We start from the raw sequence: 18,247 nt of genomic DNA, 5'->3' as shown, positions 1-18,247 counted from the left end.
ATGTCGAATTCGTCGGAACAGTTTGAAGATCAAGCTCAAGTGCTAAGGCAAAGAATGCATCATACGAATGAAGAAGGTATGGCAGAAAAAGTAGATGATTATAAGTACTATGAGTCAAACGATGAGGACTTAGATGTTTTAAATCTTCCACCGAGAAGTGAAACACACAAAGATAAGAAGACAGGGTATAAGTGGAAAGTTCGTTATCCTGTTATTCGGCTCTTAATTGTGCTATTCATTATTCTTACCTTATTAATTCCTATTTATAATTTATGGGGGAAGCAGGATGAATCAGGGGGAGTACTTGGTTCTGTGCAGTCTGCTAAAGCATCTGATGCTAGTTATATGTTGGAGTTAACCCGTTATAAAAAATCGCCAGAAACTGTTTTAGGCTTAGACAATAAAGAGGAAACAGAACCGAGTGAAAAAGCATTAGATGAATCTGCTGGAAATAATGAAACATCCAATAAAGATGACGTTGCTTCCACGAAAGATGGTGTAACCCCTACATATAAAGAATATGTGGTGAGGGAAGGCGACACGTTATTTTCCATCTCAATGAAATTTTACAAAAGTAAAGATGGGGAAAAGCGCATTATACGAGCAAACCATTTAGAAGCAGAAGAAATTTATGTTGGACAGACGCTTCTTATACCTCAATAGTTACATAATGAAAAGGACTGCCTCTATTTCTTAAGGAGAGCAGTCCTTTTTGTTGTCTATGAAATTATAAATTTTGTGTCTTTTACGAACTCTAAATAAGAGTGGGGCCACCTCCAGCTCCAGCGTCAAGCATATACGTTGCTACCCGGGCGCTTACGCTTTTGAACCCTAGAAATAAATTTGTTTATCTCTTTCTTCTTTTAATATCTCAACGGCCTCCCGGAAGCGCTGGGAGTGTATAATTTCTCTTTCTCTCAGGAATTTTAGTCCATCGTTTAAGTCAGGATCGTCTGACATATTAATAATCCATTGATAGGTGGCTCTTGCTTTTTCTTCAGCAGCAATGTCTTCATAGAGGTCAGCGATAGGGTCTCCTTTTGCTGCAATATAAGATGCTGTCCAGGGAACGCCGGCAGCATTTTGATAAAATAAGGCATTATCGTGGTTCGCGTAATGAGCACCGAGTCCAGCTTCTTTCATTTGCTCTGGGGTTGCATCCTTAGTCAATTTATATACCATTGTTGCAATCATTTCCAAATGAGCAAATTCTTCAGTCCCGATATCGGTTAGCAAGCCAATTACTTTATCAGGAATAGAATATCTCTGGTTTAAGTATCGTAGTGCAGCTGCTAACTCTCCGTCAGCCCCACCATATTGCTCAATTAAAAATTTTGCTAAACGAGGGTTACAGGTACTTACACGAACTGGATACTGGAGCTTTTTTTCGTAATTCCACAAAAGAAATGACCTCCTTTTCTATTTTTCCTGATCTCAAGCTTCAAACTTTAAACTTGCCAAGGCCATGGGGCATCATCCCAGTTCCAAGGGTAGCCTGAGTAACTTTTTCCATATTGCATGAGAGGCCCATAAAGTTCTTCATATTGCTTTCTTAATTGCTTACTCTGTTTGGCAAAATGATTGAATTGTTGAATGGCGTTGTAATCATTTGGGTGTGTATCTAAATACAACGTAAGTTCCACTAAAACAAAATCCACTGCTTGAAGCTCTTCTAGCAACTCATAATACTCTGGAGGTAGTGTTTTACTCATTCTTCTTCCCTCCCATCACTTGGATACGGGCTAAAAAACGCAGGCCATAGTGTCCCGCAATGTAACGCTTGGCGAGGAGAATACTGTTCCATATTTGGTGGTTGAAAGCCTATATAAAGGTTGGGTGGAGTCTGGTAGCTTTTAACGCGCATAGGTGGGCAAGGGTCAAATGGACTTATATATGGGTTCCAATATTTCACTTGTGTAAACACACTAGTCGCTCCTTCCTAATCGTAGTCAAAAATGCATTCATCTCATGTTTATGGTTTGATAACTTGTCTGATTCGAAAAGAAATACATAAAGGAAGAAGGGATTTTTTTATCTCTATCGAAATATAACTTACATGTAATGATTATTTGTCATAAGAGGTGAAGGCTATGTTCGTAAAAAGTATGATGAAACCAGCACACAAAACACTAATTACAAATGTTGAGGCAACACTAGGTGAGGTATTAGAAAGGCTGAATGAGAAGGACTTCCAAGGGATGCCTGTTGTTCAAGATGGAAAATTTCTTGGTTTAATTTCAAGACAAATGATATATCAAGCATTTTTTAAGAGTGATTTAGATAGGGATACTTTTTTAAAAGAGAAAAAAGTCCAGGAGTTTTATGGGCAATCTGACCTTTATATTACAGAAGATGATGTCTTTGAGCACACATTAACTGCATTTAAAGGGTTTCCGATCATAGCAGTCATTGATAAAGATCAAAAGTTTCTCGGCATTGTAAGTCGCTATGATGTTATTGAGCAATTTGAAAGTGCGTTTGGAATGAAACGAGCGGGAGTTCGAATTGCATTTACTTCTGAGGAATCCGAGGGAAGAATCTTGCGACTATCTGAAATTGTAAAGCAATATCATGAAAATATTATTTCCTTAGCTACCTTTGATGAGACAGATAAGTTAGCTCGTCGAATAGTACTTAAAATTGAAAAGAAAGATAATATTGATCGTTTTGTTAATAAACTTGAAAAAGCGGGTTTCCGTATATTAGATGTTAAAGAAGGGTAAGACAGTTTGACTATACACCTTCATATAGACATATCTTGTCTATATGGAGGTGTTTTTCATGATTTTCATGCTGTTTTGGGGAGGAATAGCCCTAACAGGATGTTTCTTCTCAATTTTAGTAATCCCTTTTGCACGAGTCCCTTTAACTATGGATTCAATTATGCTTTGTGTTTTATATCCTGTAGATTTTTTCTTAGGAAGTGTGGCTTTTTTTATTAGTTTCATGAGTCATGCTCTTCTTTTACAACATATTTCTTTGCTTAGAAAATCTTCTCCCATTAAATCAATCATTGGTCTTTTCATGTATGCCACACCAATATCCTTAATTCAGTATTCTGCAAAAATGGTTTTAGTTTTCTTCCTTTTTTCATTTATGTATTCTTTCATTACGTTGCTTTCTTATTTAAAACAACGTAAGAAAACAATCAAGGAGCGAGGTTAAGTGTACATTATTGTTGGAATAATTGTTCTTGTGGTGATATTATTATTTCTTTATAGATATGGGTTTTCTCGACATGATCGAGTAGTTCGAACCCATTTTGTATGCAATGACCTTCCTGAGACCTTTGGAGAAGTTCGTATATTCTTTATTTCAGATATAGGTTCAAGAAAAGTGCTAACTGAAACAATTGAAAGTATCCATGAAAAAGTTGATATGGTTATTATTGGAGGGGACCTTTCCAAAAAAGGTGTAGCCCTCTCAAAAGTCCGTAATAATATTAAAACGCTTCAGATGCTTCAAGTCCCTATATTCTTTGTGTGGGGAGATCGTGATTATGAAGGGGATTTTCGTGAGTTAGATGCAATGTTATTGGACTGTAATGTAACTATACTAGCTAATTCTGCAGTTAACTTTGAATCCTTAGAAGGGGATGTGCTCAGTTTAATTGGATTAGATGATTTAAAACACAGGAAAGTGAATACAAAATATGCTAACCAGGATGCTAAAGGATCCTTTCATATACTAGCTACTCACAATCTTAATTCTTTTTTTAAATTGGATCCTTCAGAAAGGGAACAAATCCATGTTGTTTTAAGCGGGTCCTCACATGACTACATAGATCATGAGAGTCGTCAAACTCAGTTCTTGAAAGGTGGAAGTTATCAAACTTCTCGTTTATCATCTTTATTTAGTGGTAAAGGAAACTGTTATGTAGTAACGATTAAATCCACATGACCCTCTGCAAAGGTTATTCAAAAGTCATACGTATTTTACACAAATCTGAAATTGGCTTATAATAAAGAAAATAACGCTTTGGAGGACATACGCATGGCTAGCACGCAAGGAAAGTATAACATCAAAGCTGTATCGAACTTGCTTGGAATACAACCTGGTACATTGCGTGCCTGGGAAAGACGCTATAAAATGATACGGCCTAACCGAAATGAAGCGGGACATCGGTTATACACTGATGAACATATAAAGATATTAAAGTGGTTGATTGATAAAGTGAATCGAGGCTTTACAATATCTCAAGCTGTTTCCTTATTAGAAAATAATCAAAACCATTTAGCTAGCACTGAGCAAAATGAATCTGCTCCACAAGATCAAATCGAATCTTTTTCAGAAGAAATTCTTGAAGCTTTACTTTCATTTAATGAACAGGAAGCTCACAAGAAGTTGGATTATGTATTTAGTATTTTTTCACCTGAAAAAGTTGCGATCGAAATTATTGGTCCATCTTTAGTGAAGATTGGCCAATTGTGGGAAGAGAATCAAATAACAAGTGCTCATGAACACTTTGCAACCAATTTCTTGCGTTCTCGAATAGGAATGATGCTCATTTCACTCCCAACAGATCAATTGCTTCCTAAAGCGATCTGTGTTTGCGGGCCGAATGAAAAGCATGAGTTAGGGTTGCTTATCTTTACCTTATTTCTTAAGCGTAAGGGGTATGATGTGATTTATTTGGGACAAAGCATTGCACCTAGTGATGTGGATGTCATTATAGAAGAAGTTGAGCCTAAGTTTTTATTTATGTCATGTACAATGAAGAAAAATATCCCAGTAACTGTAGATTTAGCAAAGGCTTTACAAGATACCTTTCCTAACCTCAAGATAGGGCTTGGTGGATATGCTTATGACATGTTGCCAGACGAAGAAAAACAACGTATTGAACCATTTATCGTTGGGGGAAATAAGGAAGAATGGGAAAAATGGCTTGAAAATGTTTTATAAAAAGACTTGTCCCCCTAGCTTTTCCATCATATACTTTATTAAACAGTACCATTTTGCAAAAATAAACATATACTAAGATAAGAAATTTAAATGCATTCAGGGGGGATGAATGAATGCGTCTTGAGAAGCTTTCTCATAATAAATTCAAGATTTTTCTCACGTTTGATGATCTTGTTGAGCGTGGAATAACGCGCGATGATTTATGGTATGACTTACCTCGAGTACACCAGTTATTTCACGATATGATGTATGAAGCGACAGATGAATTAGGAATTGAGCTTTTCGGAATGTTGTCCGTTCAGGTTCATTTGTTACAAGCTCAGGGCATGTTAATTGTCGTTACCCAAAATGATCAACTAGATGATGACTTTGATGATGATTACATTGAAATGAAAGTAACATTAGATGAAAGTAAAGAAATGATATTTGCATTTAGTACTTTTGAGGATATTATACAAGTAAGTCAGCATTTACATCATTTAGGTTTAGATGGAGGAGAAGTCCATCATTTCGATGATTATTATTACATGCGCCTAGGTGAGGAGAATCTGAAAAAACAGAATCGTGAACATATTATTGCGATTATGTCCGAGTTTGCATCACCTAGTACAATAACGAATTACCGATTGTTGGAATATGGAAAACCAATTTTTGAAGAGTTAGCCATTCAACAAGTAATTAAATATTTTTATTAAACGAGATCGATCGAAACAATGGTCGATCTTTTTTTGAAAAAATGATCGAAGATTGTATCGCATAGCGAATCTTATACATAATTAGCCGAAATTTATAGAAAAAAATTCATCAATTAAGGAGGTTTTGAGTACAACATTTCAATTGAACATGTTAGGATAATGAAGAATATAGTAATAGCACATATTAATAGTGGTAAAAGATTATTGAAAGTTTAAGAAAAGGAATTTATAATGAAATCGCTTACATGTTTATTGGATACAGTTACATGAAAATCTTCTTTTTCTTGTTTGCATAATCAATTAGAACATGTATACTATTCTCTGAAAGAAATGGGAATGGACTTAGATTGAACTGAATTTTCATGGGAGGTTAGTTCATTGGTAGCCGATAAAGTAGCAGACTCTGGAAACGAAAATAATGACAAACTAGATGTATTAAAATCTACACAAACCGTTGTAAGTAATGCCCTTGATAAGCTTGGATATCCGAAAGAGGTATTTGATTTATTAAAAGAACCTGTTCGAATGATGACAGTTAGAATTCCTGTACGAATGGACGATGGCTCTATAAAGATTTTTACGGGCTACCGTGCTCAACATAATGACGCAGTTGGACCAACAAAAGGCGGTGTACGTTTTCACCCCAATGTAACAGAGAAAGAGGTAAAAGCTCTTTCAATCTGGATGAGTCTTAAAGCCGGAATTGTTGACTTACCTTATGGTGGAGGTAAAGGTGGTATCCTCTGTGATCCACGTGAAATGTCATTCCGAGAGCTTGAAGGTTTAAGCCGAGGCTATGTTCGTGCAATTAGTCAGATTGTTGGACCAAACAAAGATATACCAGCCCCAGACGTGTTTACCAATTCACAAATTATGGCTTGGATGATGGATGAGTATAGCCGAATTGATGAATTTAATAATCCTGGATTTATTACAGGAAAACCACTTGTTTTAGGTGGGTCTCACGGTAGAGAATCTGCTACAGCAAAAGGTGTTACCATTTGCATAGAAGAAGCAGCAAAGAAGAAAGATATTAACATCGAGGGAGCTCGCGTAGTTATTCAAGGCTTTGGTAATGCAGGAAGCTTCCTAGCTAAGTTTATGTATGATGCAGGAGCTAAAGTCATTGGTATTTCTGATGCGCAAGGTGCATTACATGATCCTGAAGGTTTAGATGTTGAATATTTACTTGATCGCAGAGATAGTTTTGGGACTGTGACCAACTTGTTTAAAAATACCATTACAAATGAAGAATTGCTTGAATTAGATTGTGATATTCTAGTTCCAGCAGCAATTGAGAACCAGATCACAGAAGACAATGCTCATAATATAAAGGCTTCTATCGTAGTTGAAGCGGCAAACGGCCCTACTACTATGGAAGGGACACGCATTCTCTCTGAACGAGATATCTTACTTGTTCCGGATGTTTTAGCTTCAGCTGGTGGTGTAACCGTTTCTTATTTCGAATGGGTTCAGAACAACCAGGGTTATTACTGGAGCGAGGAAGAAGTTGAAGAGAAACTTCATAAAGTTATGGTAAAAGGATTTAATACGGTTTATAACACGGCAGATACGAGACGTATTGATATGCGTTTAGCTGCTTATATGGTCGGTGTAAGAAAAATGGCTGAAGCAGCACGTTTCCGTGGATGGATTTAGGTTGAATCTTTTTAAGGCATCTCCTATCATTATATTGGTGGGAGATGTTTTTATTTTAATGAAATTTAATGTTTGTTAATTATAGAGGAGTGAACTTTTGTGCAAACCGAAGACGTAATCATCATAGGAGCTGGCCCATGTGGAATGTCCACAGCTATCGAATTACAAGAGAGAGGGATTAATCCACTCCTTATTGAAAAAGGGAATGTTGTAAACTCAATTTATCATTATCCAACACACCAAACATTCTTTAGTTCAAGTGAAAAACTTGAAATTGGGAAAGTACCCTTCATTACAGAACATAAAAAACCAGTACGTAATCAAGCATTAGCTTATTATCGTTCTGTTTCAAGAAGAAAAGAATTGCGTGTGAACACATATGAACGTGTTATGAAGGTTCATAACACAGAGGATGGCTTTGAAGTTTGCACCGAAAAACAATCTGGTGAGCAGACATTTTATAAAGCTAATCAAGTAGTAATTGCTACAGGATATTACGATCAACCTAATTACATGGGTATTGAAGGGGAAAGCCTAGATAAAGTAAGTCACTACTTCAAAGAAGCTCACCCATACTTTGGAAAAAATGTTGCGATAATTGGCGGTAAAAACTCTGCTGTAGATGCAGCGCTAGAGCTGGTGAAAGCAGAAGCGAATGTAACCGTCTTGTATAGAGGATCCGATTATTCTCAAAGCGTAAAGCCATGGATCTTACCTGAGTTTACTGCATTAGTAGATAAAGGTGTCGTATCCATGGAATTTAATGCAAATGTTACTAAAATCGATACAGATCACATTTACTATCAGGTTGGCGATCAAGAAAAAGTCATCGATAATGATTTCGTTTTTGCCATGACAGGTTACCGTCCTGACCATGGTTTTCTACAAAAAATGGGTGTAACCATTGATGAAGAAACAGGACGACCAACTTTCAATGAAAATACGATGGAGACAAATGTTCCTGGGATCTATATTTCAGGTGTGATTGCAGCTGGCTATAACAATAATGAGATCTTTATTGAAAATGGCCGTCATCACGGTGAACACATCGCAAAAGATATAACGGGTGAAGAATAAAAAGATCCGCTCCCTAGTCTTAATAGATAGGGGAGCGGATCTTTTTCTATGGAAATTATAAAGTTATTTGCTTGTGTATAACTCTTTTGTGAGGGCGTGGCCACATACAGCTCCAGCGCCCGGCAACTAGTATGCTTCTATCACCTCTTCCGTGTGCATTAAGCAAACATGGCCATCAGTTCATTATGATTATCTGTCATTTCTAACGCAATCAGTAGTTTAATTCGTGCTTTCGGACCGGTTAAGCCGTTTGAAAAGATTACGCCCATATCTTTTAGTGAGCTCCCTCCACCTTCATAGCTATAAACATCTTGTACGATTCCTTGGTAGCAACGGGATACAAGAACTATAGGTATTTCTTTATCTAATAATTGTTGCAGGGGTTGGACAATTGTTGGTGGAACATTTCCCTGTCCAAGTGCTTCAATTACCAGGCCATCTATACCAGCGTTCTCAAAGGCTTCGAAGATAGATCCTTCCATACCAGCATAGGTTTTAACAAGGCCAACCTGCTTTTTTAAATGCTGTACTGGATAGGATTCTCTCCTAGTTAATGAATGGTGGAATAAGATATTTCGCTTTGTAATAATTCCAATAGGACCATATTGTGGGCTTTGGAATGTAGCAATGTTACTGGTTGAAGTTTTTGTGACGTTCTTAGCTGTATGAATTTCATCATTCATGACAACTAAAACCCCTTTATCCTGAGCCTCTTCAGAGCATGCTACTCTGACAGATGTCATAAGATTATAAAGGCCATCAGAACCAACCTCATTAATTGATCTCATTGCGCCCGTTACGATTACAGGTTTACGTGTTTGTAAGTAAATGTCTAGAAAAAAAGCTGTTTCTTCAAGTGTATCAGTTCCGTGTGTTACAACAATTCCATCAATATCTTCATTCGCAAGGCGTTCATGAATTCTTTTTCCTAACGTAAGCATATGGTTAGGAGTCATGTGTGGAGAAGGAATATGGAATAAAACTTCATCTTGTATATCTGCTATTCCAGATAAAGAAGGTAACACTTCTAGAAGTGGATGCTCTCCTTGTGGAGCAACTTCTCCAGTTTGTTTGTTTTCCTTCATGGAGATCGTACCGCCAGTATGTAAAATTAGAATTTTTTTCATTATCATCACCTACAGTTTTCTTTCAATATTTTCTTTCTACTACGTTCATGATACGATGAATGGGATAGAATTGGAAGGGGAGGAACGGTTGTGTTTACATTGTTATCAGCGGCTATTGCACCTGGTCTGTCGTTAATGTCATTCTTCTATTTAAAAGACCGTTTCGACCATGACCCTATTTCAATGATCATACGTACATTTATAATGGGAGCCCTTCTAGTGTTTCCGATTATGTTCATTCAATATGCTTTTGAGACAGAAGGTGTTGCTCAAGCAGCATGGAGTCAATCCTTCCTCCTCTCAGGATCTTTGGAAGAATTCTTTAAATGGTTTATATTTTTATATGTAGTTTATAAACATACATCCTTTAATGGTCATTATGATGGTATATTATATGGTGTTTCGATTAGTTTAGGGTTTGCGACAATAGAAAATATTCTGTATTTGCTTGCAAATGGTATTGAAGTAGCTGTGGGTAGAGCATTCTTCCCCGTGTCTTCCCATGCTTTGTTTGGGGTTCTTATGGGATATTATATGGGAAAGGCAAAAACTTCAGATCTTCCCTCTAAAAAGTCTAAACTACTCGTAGTATCGTTGCTCCTTCCTATAATTTTACATGGCTTTTATGACTTGATTTTAGAAATGTGGAGTACTTATTGGATATATATTTTAACACCATTTATGATTTTATTATGGTTACTAGCCCTTCGTAAGGTGAAAAAAGCAAACGAGTATCGGAACAAAGTAGTTCCTATAGAAAAGAAAAAATGGAATGCGTAAAGCCTGCTTATTGTAGGCTTTTTTGTTTGTGCATTTATTCCATTAAGGCCCCCTTATCTGGAAGACTTGATTTCGAGATAAGGTGAGTATGGTTCCGTTGCTTTAATGGAGTGCGGCGGGCTGGGAAACGGGCTGCTTTCCCCGGACGAACGATCGAGCCTCCTCATCCGCTACGCTTCTTGCGGGGTCTCGCTCGCCCGTTTTTCCGGAGGAGTCAGCCCGTTTCCCAGCCCACCTTAGCCGTAATGAGATTAACGGAACCGCAGCGTAATAAGTGTTTCTGTTTGGTATTTGTTAGTTGCACCTTAACAAGATAAAAGGGGGTTAGAGTCCTGAGATAAAGCGTTTTTATGGCATTTCTGATCTACATATAATACTTTTGATGCGCTATGGAAGATCAACTAATTAGAGCTGGGGTCGTTAACCTACATTCCAATGGGGGGAAGGAAACGGCAAACTCCCGCGGTAGAAAGGGCGGCCGAGACCCCGCAAGGAGCGTAGCGGATGAGGAGGCTTGGACGGTCTTCCGCAGGAGTATTGCCGTTTCAATGACCCCCACGCCTCACAAAAGCAACGAACCCACCCTCTCACTCAGATGCTTATTCCAGATTACTGCCATTTAACGGAATAAGATTTCTATCTCCTCATTTTTTTCTTACATCTATAACTAAACTGCTCAGCTTTCTTTTTCATGTATAAATCTACGTGAGTATCAGAAACTATTGTGGACAATACTGATTCTCAAATTGCAGGAGGAGCGGCAGGATGATATTAATAAAACGTGTATCTATGATCATGATTGTGGCTTTGCTAGCGATCTCGATTACATCTAGCGGAGACAATGAATCTCATGCATTTAGTCAGCGTATTTTACAAAAAGGTGCGACAGGTGATGATGTTATTGAACTCCAATCTAGACTCCAATATATCGGCTTTTATGAAGGAAATATTGACGGTGTATTTGGATGGGGGACCTATTGGGCATTACGAAACTTCCAAAAGGATTTCGGTCTAACCGTAGACGGTTTAGTAGGACCTACAACTAAGCAAAAATTAATTAGTGTCACGAACTATGATAAGCAATATGTTAAGCGGAAAATTGCAGCTGGTGAAGATGTGAATTATTACGGTGGTGCCCCCAGGGACGGGCAAACCAATCAAGGTGGAAATCAAGGGGGAGGACAAGGTAATGAAGATGCTCAACCTACCTCAGTGAATGTTCCTACAGGTTATTCCCAAAATGATATTAAGCTAATGGCAAACGCTGTCCATGGAGAGGCCCGTGGCGAACCATATGTCGGTCAAGTTGCAGTTGCTGCGGTTATTATTAACCGTGTGGAGAGTTCAACATTCCCAAATAGCGTATCTGGCGTTATATTTGAACCCCGTGCATTTACTGCGGTAAGTGATGGTCAAATTTGGTTAACTCCAGATGAAACAGCTAAACAAGCGGTTATGGACGCAATGAATGGATGGGATCCATCTGGAAATGCACTTTATTACTTTAACCCGAACACTGCGACCTCTGATTGGATATGGAGTCGTCCTCAAATAAAAGAAATCGGAAAGCATATCTTCTGTAAATAAGTGAAAGGATGTGTCAAAATGATTCGTTGGCTGTTAATTGCCGTGTTAACGGTTGGTATTACAGGGACAGCTGTATGGGGCTATCAAGAGCATCAGGAAAAGAATGCTATTTTAATTCAAGCAGAAAACTCCTATCAACGTGCCTTCCATGATTTAACTTATCAATTGAACTTATTGCACGATAAGATTGGAACAACTTTAGCTATGAATTCTCAAAAACAGCTTTCTCCTCAACTTGCTGATATATGGAGACTTACATCAGAAGCGCATAATGATGTTGGGCAATTACCATTAGCTTTAATGCCATTTAATAAAACGGAAGAGTTTTTGGCCAATATTGGAGAATTTAGCTATCGTACGGCGATTCGTGATTTGAATAAGAACCCTTTAAAAGACGATGAAGTTAAATTGTTAGAGAAATTATATGAGCAATCAGGAAGTATAAAAAAACAACTTCGAAAAGTTCAATATATGGTTTTGAATGATAACCTTCGTTGGATGGACGTCCAATTAGCATTAGCGACAAATGAAAAATCTGATAATAAAATTATTGATGGATTTAAAACGGTTGAAAAAAATGTAGAAGGCTACTCGGAAGGTGATTTAGGGCCTACATTTACAGGTGCATCTAAAGATAATCACAAATACAGAAATATATCAGGAGAAAACATTTCAGAAGAAAAGGCTCGAGAGAAAGCAACCAATATTTTTGAAGTACCAAAAGATGCTAAGGTTAATATTACGAAGAGTGGAAAAGGTGCAGATATTCCAACTTATTCTGTATCATATCGAAGCAAACAAAAAAATGGATATATGGATTTATCTGTTCAAGGTGGACACCCTATCAACGTTTTAGTAGAGAGAAAACTAAAAGAACCTTCGATTAGTTTGTATCAAAGTTTAGAGAAAGCTAAATCGTTCTTGAAAAAGAATAAATTTGATAGCATGGACCCTTATCAAAGCAGTCAGTACGAAAATGTTGGTGTGTTTGGCTTTTTATATGTACAAGATCAAGTTAGGATTTATCCTGATTCCTTACAAGTAAAAGTTGCTTTAGATAACGGAGATATATTAGGTCTCTCTGCACGTAACTTTTTAAAGAATCATCAAAAGCGAGACATTCCAGAGCCATCACTTAGTGAAGAAGAAGCTCAAGATAAAGTGAATCCAAGTGTGAAAATACAAGAGAGTCATTTAGCGGTTATTGAAAATGACTTAAATGAAGAAGTGCTTTGTTATGAGTTTCTTGGTACCTTAGGTGGAAGTACTTATCGTATTTTCATTAATGCTGAAGACGGCATGGAAGAAAAAGTAGAAAAACTAAAAGAAGCGGAAATGAATTTTGCTACATCCTAAAAGAAAGGTGTTTCGACACCTTTCTTTTTTTATTGATTAAATATATATATAAAGTAGCTTGCGTGTTTCTCACTATCTTTGACATAATATAGTGTAAAGTGTTAGGTCATTCTGATCAGGGGGAGAGGGAGTATCTTGTTAAAGATAGGTATGCCTATAACTATAGAACTAAAACATTCCGATCAGGAAGAGGCGGAAGTTTTCAGGTGTAAGTTAGTCGAATACCACGATGATGTCTTGTACATAGATTATCCTGTGAATCAGACTACAGGAAAAACAGGCTTTTTCTTTGAGGGAACTCAATTTAAAGCGTCATTTGTGGGTAAAGATGAATCGGTTTATGTATTTGAAACAGAGGTAAGAGGAAGAAAGAAACTAAATATTCCTGTTTTGGCATTACATTTTCCAGGAAAAGAACAAATTCTTCGTATCCAGCGTAGACAATATGTAAGGGTAGAAACAGCTGTAGATGTATCAGTTCATCCTCCTACAGGATCTGGACCAACATTCACAAGTACAACAGTAGATATAAGTGGAGGGGGAGCAGCTGTCATTTCATCCCCGAACGTTGAATTGGAACAAGAGGATAGAATAGAAGTATGGTTTGTGATTCCTTTGGCATCAGGTGAAACTCAGTATATTCAAACTTTATCACGTGTTGTTCGTGTCTGGAAAGGAAATGCTAAGGAAAAAGATAAGATATCACTTGAATTTGAGGAGATTGACGAAAATGATCGTCAACTTATTATCCGTTTTTGTTTTGAGCGTCAGCTTGCTAATCGTAGACGAGGCGTTTTGTAAACCGAATAGAGATAAAAGATAGTGGTAACACTATCCCTAAAAAGGTTGATTAGAGAATGAAACGAATTGAACGCTGGGTTCTTGTTCTCATCTTTCTTCATGCAGTGCTACTAATTATTGTGCAATGGATGATCCTCAACACAGATATGGCACTATACATTAATCCTGTCTATGAATACTTTGGTGTAAATAAAATTCAAGATGGTAAAGTCATTCAAACAATAGACCAGTTCTTTCAAAATGTGTTATCATTTTGAGGAATACTTGGGTACGTACACATGAACAAACAAGCAGGACCATCCTGCTTGTTTGTTTTATCCCTAGGGTTTTAAACTCGACTTATAAATTTACATATATATATATATATAAAAGAGAATAAATTGTAATGTGAAAGAGGGATTTTTATGGAGAAACCAATCGCAATTGCCATTGATGGACCAGCAGCTGCTGGTAAAAGTACAGTGGCCAAAATCGTCGCAAGCAAACTATCTTATGTCTATATTGATACAGGGGCAATGTATCGAGCTTTAACTTATAAAGCCCTACAACAAGATGTGTCTTTAGATGATGAGAAAGCCATGTACCATTTACTTCAAAATACCACAATAGACTTGGTCCAAACAGAAGAAGGACAGGTTGCTAAGTTAGATGGGGCGGATGTTTCCTTGGAAATTCGAAACCAGGAAGTCACATCTAATGTATCCATTGTAGCTCAACATGGCTCTGTACGTGAGGAGATGGTAAACCGTCAAAGACAACTGGCTAAAAAGAGAGGCGTTGTGATGGATGGAAGAGACATCGGCACCCACGTCATTCCTGATGCCGAGTTAAAAATCTTTTTAATAGCATCCGTAGAAGAACGTGCAGAAAGACGACATAAAGAAAATCAAGAAAAAGGATTTTCTTCTGATTTAGAGAAACTTAAGGATGAGATTCGAAAAAGAGACCAATTAGATTCAGAGCGAGAAGTATCACCTTTATTGAAGGCTGATGATGCAATCGAAATTGATACAACTTCTTTAAGTATAGATGAAGTTGCTGGTAAAATATTAAGTAAGGTCGATGAGAAAAAAGACTAAGGGGAATGGGTTATGAGTTTATACACATTTGCTAAATCAGTTTGTGCTGCTATCTTTTATCCGAAATATAAAATAAAAGTAGAAGGGAAAGAAAACGTTCCTGATCAGGGTCCAGTTTTAATATGCTCGAACCATATTTCGAATTATGATCCTATTGTTGTGGGAATTACAGCTCCTCGTGACATTTATTTCATGGCAAAAGAGGAGCTTTTCGAAAAGAAAGCATTAGGTTGGTTACTACGTAAAATTCATGCTTTTCCAGTGAAAAGAGGAATGAAAGATCGAGAGGCCCTTCGAAAAGCACTAGGTGTGTTGAAAGATCAGAACGTTTTGGGTTTATTTCCTGAGGGTACTCGAAGTAAAACTGGTGAACTCAAGAAAGGGTTGGCTGGGGCAGGGTTCTTCGCGCTTCGTTCTGAAGCAACCGTAATTCCTTGCGCTATTATCGGATCCTATAAAAGCAAAGAACCTCTTAGAGTTGTTTATGGAAAACCTGTACCTATGGCAGAATTAAGAGAGCGAAAAGCTTCCTCACAAGAGGTTACAGATGTCATAATGGGTGACATTCAGAAGCTTTTAGATCATAATAGATAATAGGATATTTTGCTTGACAAAAAGCCATAAATGTTAGAAGTTAGAACAAAGAATAATAAAATTATGGCTGGTGGTGGCGGAATTAAGGAGGATTTTAAATGGACGAAATGAATCAAGGAATGGAAAACATGCCAAACCTAACTGTTGGAGATGTTGTAACAGGAAAGGTTGTTAAAGTTGAGGACAAGCAGGTTCTTGTTGATGTTGGATATAAGGTAGATGGAATTATTCCAATCAGCGAGATCTCAAGCCTTCATGTTGAAAAGGCAGCAGATGTTGTCTCTGAAGGTGATGAATTAACGCTTAAAGTGAAAAAGGTTGAAGATGATGAAGTCGTCTTATCTAAACGCGCTGTTGATGCAGATACAGCATGGGAAGACCTTGAGTCTAAACTTGAAACTGGCGAAGTATTTGAAGCTGAAGTGAAGGATATCGTTAAAGGCGGTCTAGTAGTAGATGTCGGTCTACGAGGATTCATTCCGGCTTCACTTGTTGAAACTTACTATGTTGAAGACTTTAATGAATATAAAGGACAAACACTAAAACTAAAAGTAATTGAACTTGATCGTGAGCAAAATCGTGTCATACTTTCTCACAGCGCTGTTGTAGAAGATGAGAATGAATTGAGAAAGCAAGCGTTAATGCAATCTTTAGAAGAGGGCCAAGTTCTTGAAGGTACTGTACAGCGCCTTACAGACTTTGGTGCGTTTGTAGACATTGGTGGCATGGACGGCCTTGTGCACATTTCTCAGCTAGCTCATGAGCATGTAGATAAAGCTTCTGATGTAGTTGAAGAGGGCCAAAAAATCCGTGTGAAGGTTCTTTCAGTAGACCGTGACAATGATCGTATTTCACTATCACTAAAAGATACTCTACCAGGTCCATGGGATCAAGTAGAAGACAAAGTGCGTCCAGGTGATGTACTAGATGGTACTGTACGCCGTTTAGTGAACTTTGGTGCATTCGTAGAACTTCTACCTGGTGTTGAAGGTCTTGTTCACATTTCTCAAATTGCAAACCGTCATATCGGTACACCTCAAGAAGTTCTTGAAGAAGGACAAGAGGTGAAAGTAAAAGTTCTAGATGTAAATGAGGACGAAAAACGTATTTCTCTAAGTATCAAGGAACTTGAAGAAGACCAATCTCGTGCTGAAGTAGAGCAGTACCAAAAAGATGATGATTCTGGTTTTCAACTAGGAGACTTCATTGGAGACAAACTAAACAAATTAAAATAATATTTGGTGATACTATTGAGTCGATCAAGAAGAAAATTAGAGCACATTAGACATGCGCTAAACCGTGAAGACATGGGTGTTAATAGCTTTGATGAAGTTGAAATCATTCATCAAAGCTTAACCGATATACACTGGGATGATATTTCTCTTCAGACTCAATTAGGCGAACTTTCTCTAAGTTCGCCTCTTTTTGTCAATGCGATGACTGGTGGCGGTGGAGAAAAAACGGAAGCCATTAATCGGGACTTAGCAATAGCAGCTCGAGAGACGGGCATTGCTCTTGCCGTAGGTTCTCAAATGTCTGCATTAAAAGATGAGAAAGAAAGGCAAACCTATCAAGTCGTTAGACGTGAAAACCCCGATGGGATTGTTTTTGCCAATATCGGTAGTGAAGCCACTTTAGACCAAGCTAAAGTGGCAGTAGATATGTTAGAGGCGAATGCCTTACAAATTCATCTTAATGTCCTACAAGAACTAATTATGCCTGAGGGAGATCGTGATTTTTCCGAACGACTTCGGCAAATTGAAGAAATAGTAAACGGCGTCGATGTTCCTGTTATTATTAAGGAAGTCGGCTTTGGAATTTCGATGGAATCTACAAGGCAATTGAAGGATATAGGTGTATCTTATATTGATGTGGGTGGAAAAGGTGGAACAAACTTTTCAAAAGTTGAAAATAAACGTAGAAAGCAACCGTTTGAATCCTTTAATCAATGGGGCATTCCAACTGCGATTTCAGTTAAAGAGGTTAAAAGCGTTTATCCTGAATGTAATGTGGTTGCATCAGGAGGTATGCGGAACGGTCTAGACGGTGCTAAAGCGTTTGTTTTAGGTGCTAATGCTTTTGGAATGGCAGGCCACCTTCTTCGCATCTTAATTAAAGATGATCTCGAAACGTTAGTTGATGAGATCAACCACATCCATCATGAATTTAAAATTGCAATGATGGTCTTAGGTGCAAAAGATACGTACATGTTAGACGGCAAACCACACATTTTTACAGGCCGTACAAAAGCATGGCTAGAGCAGCGTTCTACAGGTTTGTAAGTTAATAAAAGATATGATCATCAAACGAAGCTCAGAGTATTTTACTCTGAGCTTCGTTATTGTAGATAAATATTATTACACTAATACCTTAGCGTTTTTGATCTTCACGAGCTTGTTCGGGTGTATCCATGTACGTGCTACCTTTTGGATGTGATTTTGGATCGCGGTCGCTTTCAACACGACGTTTTTGCTTCAAACGTTTTTCCTGGCGATCTTTTCCCATAAGAAAACCTCCCTTACTTTCCCTTATTGTGTATCGAATGAGACGCAATATACATGATTAGAATGAAGGCTTTTGTCCATAATGA

At 37.7% G+C, this 18,247-nt stretch carries 22 protein-coding genes; 17 read left to right on the top strand and 5 right to left on the bottom strand.

Annotated features, from left to right (window positions below):
- Complete coding sequence (locus GS400_RS11135) at window positions 1-663, top strand: LysM peptidoglycan-binding domain-containing protein (RefSeq protein WP_160101755.1); 663 nt, start codon at window positions 1-3, stop codon at window positions 661-663.
- Between the two features lie 168 nt (window positions 664-831).
- On the opposite strand, the gene GS400_RS11130 is transcribed toward GS400_RS11135, so the two are convergent.
- The 3 genes from GS400_RS11130 to GS400_RS11120 are packed head-to-tail and all read right to left on the bottom strand — an operon-like array spanning window position 832 to window position 1,924.
- The gene (locus GS400_RS11130) at window positions 832-1,401 is read right to left on the bottom strand and encodes a manganese catalase family protein (protein WP_160101752.1); all 570 of its coding nucleotides are present in this window, start codon (window positions 1,399-1,401) and stop codon (window positions 832-834) included.
- Window positions 1,402-1,448: 47 nt separating this feature from the next.
- Window positions 1,449-1,712: a spore coat protein CotJB gene (locus GS400_RS11125; protein WP_160101749.1), complete on the bottom strand. Its 264-nt coding sequence runs from the start codon at window positions 1,710-1,712 to the stop codon at window positions 1,449-1,451.
- Window positions 1,709-1,924 carry a spore coat associated protein CotJA gene (locus tag GS400_RS11120; RefSeq protein ID WP_160101747.1) on the bottom strand — a complete coding sequence of 72 codons (216 nt, stop codon included), beginning with the start codon at window positions 1,922-1,924 and terminating at the stop codon, window positions 1,709-1,711. The genes GS400_RS11125 and GS400_RS11120 overlap by 4 nt, the downstream gene beginning before the upstream one ends.
- Window positions 1,925-2,090: 166 nt before the next feature.
- On the opposite strand from GS400_RS11120, the gene GS400_RS11115 reads away from it, so the two are divergent.
- The 7 genes from GS400_RS11115 to GS400_RS11085 all read left to right on the top strand — a co-directional run bounded on the left by GS400_RS11115 (window position 2,091) and on the right by GS400_RS11085 (window position 8,333).
- A complete protein-coding gene (locus GS400_RS11115) occupies window positions 2,091-2,723 on the top strand; it encodes a CBS domain-containing protein (RefSeq protein ID WP_160101745.1) in 633 nt (210 codons plus the stop codon).
- A 58-nt stretch (window positions 2,724-2,781) separates the two neighbouring features.
- Window positions 2,782-3,165 (top strand): hypothetical protein, encoded by a 384-nt coding sequence (locus GS400_RS11110; RefSeq protein WP_160101743.1) that lies wholly within the window; start codon window positions 2,782-2,784, stop codon window positions 3,163-3,165.
- Window positions 3,166-3,900, top strand: coding sequence for a metallophosphoesterase (locus GS400_RS11105; protein WP_160101741.1), 735 nt, complete (start codon window positions 3,166-3,168; stop codon window positions 3,898-3,900).
- A gap of 93 nt (window positions 3,901-3,993) precedes the next feature.
- Window positions 3,994-4,902: a MerR family transcriptional regulator gene (locus tag GS400_RS11100; RefSeq protein WP_160101739.1), complete on the top strand. Its 909-nt coding sequence runs from the start codon at window positions 3,994-3,996 to the stop codon at window positions 4,900-4,902.
- 113 nt (window positions 4,903-5,015) lie between these two features.
- Window positions 5,016-5,597, top strand: coding sequence for a genetic competence negative regulator (locus GS400_RS11095; protein ID WP_160101737.1), 582 nt, complete (start codon window positions 5,016-5,018; stop codon window positions 5,595-5,597).
- Window positions 5,598-5,975: 378 nt separating this feature from the next.
- A complete protein-coding gene (locus tag GS400_RS11090; protein WP_160101735.1) occupies window positions 5,976-7,256 on the top strand; it encodes a Glu/Leu/Phe/Val family dehydrogenase in 1,281 nt (426 codons plus the stop codon).
- 99 nt (window positions 7,257-7,355) lie between these two features.
- Window positions 7,356-8,333 (top strand): YpdA family putative bacillithiol disulfide reductase, encoded by a 978-nt coding sequence (locus GS400_RS11085; RefSeq protein ID WP_160101733.1) that lies wholly within the window; start codon window positions 7,356-7,358, stop codon window positions 8,331-8,333.
- Between the two features lie 158 nt (window positions 8,334-8,491).
- Here GS400_RS11085 and GS400_RS11080 read toward each other — a convergent pair whose 3' ends face one another.
- Complete coding sequence (locus GS400_RS11080; RefSeq protein ID WP_160101731.1) at window positions 8,492-9,460, bottom strand: asparaginase; 969 nt, start codon at window positions 9,458-9,460, stop codon at window positions 8,492-8,494.
- A 90-nt stretch (window positions 9,461-9,550) separates the two neighbouring features.
- Here GS400_RS11080 and prsW point away from each other — a divergent pair, with 90 nt between their 5' ends.
- The 9 genes from prsW to fni all read left to right on the top strand — a co-directional run bounded on the left by prsW (window position 9,551) and on the right by fni (window position 17,939).
- Window positions 9,551-10,240 (top strand): glutamic-type intramembrane protease PrsW, encoded by a 690-nt coding sequence (gene prsW, locus GS400_RS11075; protein ID WP_160101729.1) that lies wholly within the window; start codon window positions 9,551-9,553, stop codon window positions 10,238-10,240.
- Window positions 10,241-11,005: 765 nt separating this feature from the next.
- Window positions 11,006-11,827 carry a spore cortex-lytic enzyme gene (sleB, locus tag GS400_RS11070; protein ID WP_160101727.1) on the top strand — a complete coding sequence of 274 codons (822 nt, stop codon included), beginning with the start codon at window positions 11,006-11,008 and terminating at the stop codon, window positions 11,825-11,827.
- Window positions 11,828-11,845: 18 nt separating this feature from the next.
- Window positions 11,846-13,183 carry a germination protein YpeB gene (gene ypeB, locus GS400_RS11065; RefSeq protein WP_160101725.1) on the top strand — a complete coding sequence of 446 codons (1,338 nt, stop codon included), beginning with the start codon at window positions 11,846-11,848 and terminating at the stop codon, window positions 13,181-13,183.
- 135 nt (window positions 13,184-13,318) lie between these two features.
- Window positions 13,319-13,984 carry a flagellar brake protein gene (locus tag GS400_RS11060; RefSeq protein WP_160101723.1) on the top strand — a complete coding sequence of 222 codons (666 nt, stop codon included), beginning with the start codon at window positions 13,319-13,321 and terminating at the stop codon, window positions 13,982-13,984.
- Window positions 13,985-14,040: 56 nt separating this feature from the next.
- A complete protein-coding gene (locus GS400_RS11055; protein ID WP_160101721.1) occupies window positions 14,041-14,241 on the top strand; it encodes a DUF5359 family protein in 201 nt (66 codons plus the stop codon).
- Between the two features lie 147 nt (window positions 14,242-14,388).
- Window positions 14,389-15,063 carry a (d)CMP kinase gene (gene cmk / locus GS400_RS11050; RefSeq protein ID WP_160101719.1) on the top strand — a complete coding sequence of 225 codons (675 nt, stop codon included), beginning with the start codon at window positions 14,389-14,391 and terminating at the stop codon, window positions 15,061-15,063.
- Between the two features lie 12 nt (window positions 15,064-15,075).
- Window positions 15,076-15,657 carry a lysophospholipid acyltransferase family protein gene (locus GS400_RS11045; RefSeq protein ID WP_160101717.1) on the top strand — a complete coding sequence of 194 codons (582 nt, stop codon included), beginning with the start codon at window positions 15,076-15,078 and terminating at the stop codon, window positions 15,655-15,657.
- A gap of 98 nt (window positions 15,658-15,755) precedes the next feature.
- A complete protein-coding gene (rpsA, locus tag GS400_RS11040; RefSeq protein WP_236560888.1) occupies window positions 15,756-16,892 on the top strand; it encodes a 30S ribosomal protein S1 in 1,137 nt (378 codons plus the stop codon).
- Between the two features lie 15 nt (window positions 16,893-16,907).
- Entirely contained in the window at window positions 16,908-17,939 is a 1,032-nt protein-coding gene (gene fni / locus GS400_RS11035; protein WP_160101715.1) for a type 2 isopentenyl-diphosphate Delta-isomerase, read from the top strand.
- An 88-nt stretch (window positions 17,940-18,027) separates the two neighbouring features.
- Here fni and GS400_RS11030 read toward each other — a convergent pair whose 3' ends face one another.
- Window positions 18,028-18,162 carry a YpzI family protein gene (locus tag GS400_RS11030; RefSeq protein ID WP_160101713.1) on the bottom strand — a complete coding sequence of 45 codons (135 nt, stop codon included), beginning with the start codon at window positions 18,160-18,162 and terminating at the stop codon, window positions 18,028-18,030.
- Window positions 18,163-18,247: the final 85 nt, after the last annotated feature.

Source organism: Pontibacillus sp. HMF3514 (assembly GCF_009858175.1).
Taxonomy (GTDB): domain Bacteria; phylum Bacillota; class Bacilli; order Bacillales; family BH030062; genus Pontibacillus.
Note: the sequence above shows the minus strand (reverse complement) of the source record. Positions and strands in the feature narration are given on the sequence as shown.

Bases quoted from the DNA above. Each gene is read 5' to 3' on its own strand.
- GS400_RS11135 (WP_160101755.1), top strand. From the start codon at position 1: ATGTCGAATTCGTCGGAACAGTTTGAAGATCAAGCTCAAGTGCTAAGG.
- GS400_RS11125 (WP_160101749.1), bottom strand. From the start codon at position 1,712: ATGAGTAAAACACTACCTCCAGAGTATTATGAGTTGCTAGAAGAGCTT.
- GS400_RS11115 (WP_160101745.1), top strand. From the start codon at position 2,091: ATGTTCGTAAAAAGTATGATGAAACCAGCACACAAAACACTAATTACA.
- GS400_RS11110 (WP_160101743.1), top strand. From the start codon at position 2,782: ATGATTTTCATGCTGTTTTGGGGAGGAATAGCCCTAACAGGATGTTTC.
- GS400_RS11100 (WP_160101739.1), top strand. From the start codon at position 3,994: ATGGCTAGCACGCAAGGAAAGTATAACATCAAAGCTGTATCGAACTTG.
- GS400_RS11095 (WP_160101737.1), top strand. From the start codon at position 5,016: ATGCGTCTTGAGAAGCTTTCTCATAATAAATTCAAGATTTTTCTCACG.
- GS400_RS11080 (WP_160101731.1), bottom strand. From the start codon at position 9,460: ATGAAAAAAATTCTAATTTTACATACTGGCGGTACGATCTCCATGAAG.
- sleB (WP_160101727.1), top strand. From the start codon at position 11,006: ATGATATTAATAAAACGTGTATCTATGATCATGATTGTGGCTTTGCTA.
- ypeB (WP_160101725.1), top strand. From the start codon at position 11,846: ATGATTCGTTGGCTGTTAATTGCCGTGTTAACGGTTGGTATTACAGGG.
- GS400_RS11055 (WP_160101721.1), top strand. From the start codon at position 14,041: ATGAAACGAATTGAACGCTGGGTTCTTGTTCTCATCTTTCTTCATGCA.
- cmk (WP_160101719.1), top strand. From the start codon at position 14,389: ATGGAGAAACCAATCGCAATTGCCATTGATGGACCAGCAGCTGCTGGT.
- GS400_RS11045 (WP_160101717.1), top strand. From the start codon at position 15,076: ATGAGTTTATACACATTTGCTAAATCAGTTTGTGCTGCTATCTTTTAT.
- rpsA (WP_236560888.1), top strand. From the start codon at position 15,756: ATGGACGAAATGAATCAAGGAATGGAAAACATGCCAAACCTAACTGTT.
- GS400_RS11030 (WP_160101713.1), bottom strand. From the start codon at position 18,162: ATGGGAAAAGATCGCCAGGAAAAACGTTTGAAGCAAAAACGTCGTGTT.